General features: G+C 63.5%; 2 protein-coding genes. Both read left to right on the forward strand.

The features are described from left to right. Positions 1-93 precede the first annotated feature (93 nt). Positions 94-1,668 carry a type IV secretion system DNA-binding domain-containing protein gene (locus F7R02_RS24495; RefSeq protein WP_078589456.1) on the forward strand — a complete coding sequence of 525 codons (1,575 nt, stop codon included), beginning with the start codon at positions 94-96 and terminating at the stop codon, positions 1,666-1,668. Positions 1,669-1,681: 13 nt separating this feature from the next. Next, positions 1,682-4,260, forward strand: a 2,579-nt coding sequence (gene mobF, locus F7R02_RS24500) for a MobF family relaxase (RefSeq protein WP_151210271.1), incomplete at its 3' end; no start/stop codon positions are given.

The raw sequence follows: 4,260 nt of genomic DNA on the forward strand, positions 1-4,260 counted from the left end.
TCACCGATGCGCTGCACCGCGATTGCGTTGATGCGGCCCACGCTGCTGGCCGACCTGTTGGGTCGCCGCTGCGATTCCAGGAGGGTGTAAGCAATGCAGAAGCACGAAGTCGAAAGCGCAACCTTGCTCTTTGGTGTTGGCCTGCCGCTTGCCGGCTGGCTGGCCGGCACATACATCGGCAATGTGCCGCTGTCGCCGTTCCCGCAAGCGCTCACCGCTGCGCTACACGCGACACCGAACAATCCGCTCATCGTCGGCGGGGTTGTGGCCGGTTTGGGACTGGCCGCGAGCGCCGCGTATTTGTTCCACGAGTACGAGGACGATGGTTTCCGGGGCGCGCCGTATCGCCGCTGGATGCGCGGCTCAAAGATGGCGAACTGGCACAAGGTAAAGCGCCAGGTCAACGCGGCCAATCGCGGGGAGAATCGCCGCCGACGGGCCGAACAGAGGGGCGCGAAAGATTTGCCGCCCGTCATGATCGGCCCCATGCCCATGCCGCTGCACCTTGAGAACCGTAACACGCTGATTTGCGCGTCGATCGGCGCGGGTAAGTCGGTCGCGATGGAAAGCATGATTTCGTCGGCCGTGAAACGGCGCGACAAGATGGCCGTGATCGACCCGAACGGGACGTTCTACTCGAAATTCAGCTTTCCCGGCGACACGATCCTCAACCCGTTTGATCGTCGCTCGTCGGGATGGACGTTGTTCAACGAGATCAAGGGCGTGCATGACTTCGACCGGATGGCAAAAAGCGTCATCCCGCCGCAAATCGATCCAAGCGATGAGCAGTGGTGTGCCTATGCTCGCGACGTGCTGGCCGACACCATGCGCAAGCTGGTCGAGACGAACAACCCGGATCAAGACACGCTGGTCAATCTGCTGGTGCGCGAGGACGGCGAAGTCATCCGCGCGTTTCTCGTCAACACGGATTCGCAGGGCTACTTCCGCGATAACGCCGAGAAGGCCATCGCGTCGATCCAGTTCATGATGAACAAGTACGTGCGGCCGCTGAGCTTCATGACCAAGGGCGATTTCTCGTTGCACAAGTGGGTGAATGACCCCAACGCCGGCAACCTGTTCGTTACGTGGCGCGAAGACATGCGAGCCGCGCAGCGCCCGCTTGTTGCGACATGGATCGACACGATTTGCGCGACGATTCTCAGTATCTCCGACGACACGCAACACCTCTCCCGGCGTCTGTGGCTGTTCCTCGATGAGCTGGAATCGCTCGGCAGGCTTGAATCGTTCGTGCCGGCCGCGACGAAGGGCCGTAAGCACGGGCTGCGCATGGCAGCCTCGATACAGGATTGGGCGCAGCTCGATGAGACCTACGGCAAGGATGCGGCCAAGACCTTGCTCGGCTGCTTCCGCAATTACCTCATCTTTGGCGCGTCGAACGCGCTCAATGCTGACAAGGCGAGCGAGATTCTTGGCAAGCAGCACGTTGAGCGCATCCAGATCACGACCAACGCGGGGGGGATCGGTGGAGGCGGCCGCAGCCGCCATGTTATCGCCAGCCCACCGGAGCCGGTGGTATTGGACTCGGAAATCTCGAACCTCAAGGACTTGGAGGGCTACGTCATGTTTGCCGAGGATTTCCCCATTGCGAAGATCAAGCTGCCCTACGTGAAGTATCCGCATCGAGCGGCCGCTATCGACATCAAGTGACCGAGGCCGGGCCATGCTCAATGTGACGCCGATTCGCGGCAACAACCAGTACGCGGCCGCGCATTATTTCTCGGCGGCCGACGACTACTATGCCAAGGAGAACCCCGGCGAGTGGCAAGGCCAAGGCGCACAGGTGCTTGGCTTGACGGGGCCGGTGGAACAGGCGCAACTCTCGCGGCTGCTGGACGGCCGGCTCCCGAACGGCGAGCGTATCCAGACGACCTTTGACCCGACCGACAACAAGAAGCGCATTGGGCTGGACCTGACGTTTTCCGCTCCGAAGTCGGTTTCCATGCAGGCGCTTGTTGCTGGCGACAAGGACGTCACCGCTGCGCACGACCGCGCCGTGACGCGCGCACTGGAGCAGGTCGAGCGGCTGGCCGAGGCCCGGAAGAAGGTCAAGGGCAAGAGCTACCGCGAGCGCACCGGGAACATGGTCATCGGCAAGTTCCGGCACGAAATGAGCCGCGCCAAAGACCCGCAGCTACACACGCATTCGGTCGTGCTCAACATGACGCAGCGCGCAGACGGCGCTTGGCGCGCACTGTCGAACGAGGACATATTCCGCGTGCAGCACGAGGTAGACGCGCTCTACAAGGCCGAGCTGGCGAGGGGCCTGCAAGCGCTTGGCTACGCGATACGCCTGGTCGATGACCAGGGCAATTTCGAGCTGGACCACATCAGCCGCGACCAGATTGAGGCGTTTTCGGCGCGTAGTCGCCTCATCGAGGAAGCGCTTGCCAACGAGGGCAAGACGCGAGCGACGGCGACCACGCTTGAAAAGCAGATCATTTCGCTTGCCACGCGGCCGCGCAAAGATGAGTCCGACCGCGACCTGGTCAAGCAGTATTGGGTCGAAAAAAGCCGCGAGTTTGGTATCGACTACGGCCCGCGCTCGCAGCTCGACGGCCGTACTTACGAGGCAGGCGACAGCTTCGGCGGCCGTGGCCGTGAGCGAGGCGACGCCGGCGACCGCATCGCAGCCACGAACCTGCCGGCGCGCCTCACGCCGGCGCAAGCCGTCGTGCAGTACGCCATCAACCACCTGACCGAGCGCGAAGCCGTTGTCCGCGAAACCGCGCTCACCGCCACCGCGCTGCGCCGCGCGGTCGGGCTGGCAGGCCCGGATGAGGTTCGCGCCGAAATCAAGCGGCTCGTCGGCCAAGGCGCACTGATTGAGGCCGTGCCGGCGTACCGCATGGCCGACCGCAAGGATGGGCCGGCGCTCTCGTCGGCCGGCTGGAAGAGCTACCTGCAAGACCTGAAAGGCTGGTCAGATAAACAGGCGCAGCAGTACGTCAGCAACGCGATCAAGCAGGGTTCGCTCGTGCCGGCCGAGAAGCGCTACACGACACAGAAGGCACTCGCCCGCGAGAAAGCGATTCTCGCCATCGAGCGCACCGGGCGCGGAGCTATCGAGCCGATCATGACGGCGGCCGCCGTCAAAACGGCGCTGGAAAGCTCGGCATTGAACGCTGGCCAACGTTTCGCCGTGGAAACCATCGTGAGCACCAAGAATCGGTTCGTCGGCATCCAGGGCGACGCCGGCACCGGGAAAACCTACACCGTGAATCAGGCAGTTGCACTCATCAAGCAGGCGTCGGCCGTGAGCGAGGGCTACCGCACCGTTGCACTCGCGCCCTACGGCAATCAGGTCAAGGCGCTCAAGAACGAAGGGCTGGAAGCGCACACGCTGGCGAGCTTTCTACGTACCAAGGACAAGCCCATCGACTGCAAGACGATCATCGTTCTGGACGAGTCGGGCGTCGTTGGCGCTCGCCAGATGGAACAGGTCATGCGAATTGTCGAGAAGGCGGGCGCGCGCATGGTCTTGCTTGGCGACACCAAGCAGACTGAGGCCATCGAGGCCGGCAAGCCGTTCGCGCAGCTCCAGCAGGATGGCATGCAGACCGCACGAATCAGCGAGATTCAGCGCCAGAAAGACCACGAGCTGAAAACCGCTGTCGAGCAAGCGGCCGAGGGCCGCGTCACGCAATCGCTCGCGCACATCAAGCACGTTGAGGAACTGAAAGAGCCGACCGAGCGGCACCGGGCCATCGTGAACGACTACATCCAGCTCACTGAACCCGAGCGCCGCGAGACACTGATCGTTGCCGGCACCAACGAGGCTCGCCGCGAGATCAATCGCATGGTGCGCGAGTCGCTGGACCTGACCGGCAAGGGGCGGGAGTTCGAGACGCTGACTCGTGTAGACCTGACACAGGCGCAGCGCCGCTTTGCGCCAAGCTATCAGCCGGGCATGGTCATCCAGCCCGAGAAGGACTATCAGAAAGCCGGCCTGACGCGAGGCGAGACCTACCGCGTCAAGGAAGCATTGCCCGGCAATGCGCTGGTCCTGCATCGGCAGGACGGCACCACCACCACGATCAACCCGCGCAAGGCGACGCAGCTCAGCGTCTACCACCTTGAGCGCGCCGAGCTGTCGGTCGGGGATACCGTGCGGATCAACCGCAACGATCCCGGTCGCGACCTCACGAACGGCGACCGCATGCGCGTTGCCGGCGTGATCGGCGGCGTCGTCAAGCTCGAATCGGTCGAGGAGCGCGACGGCCGGCCGGCTCGCGCGCTCGA

It is taken from the genome of Xanthomonas cissicola, assembly GCF_008801575.1.
Taxonomy (GTDB): domain Bacteria; phylum Pseudomonadota; class Gammaproteobacteria; order Xanthomonadales; family Xanthomonadaceae; genus Xanthomonas; species Xanthomonas cissicola.

Coding starts and splice junctions, on each gene's coding strand:
- F7R02_RS24495 (WP_078589456.1), top strand. CDS start 94: ATGCAGAAGCACGAAGTCGAAAGCGCAACCTTGCTCTTTGGTGTTGGC.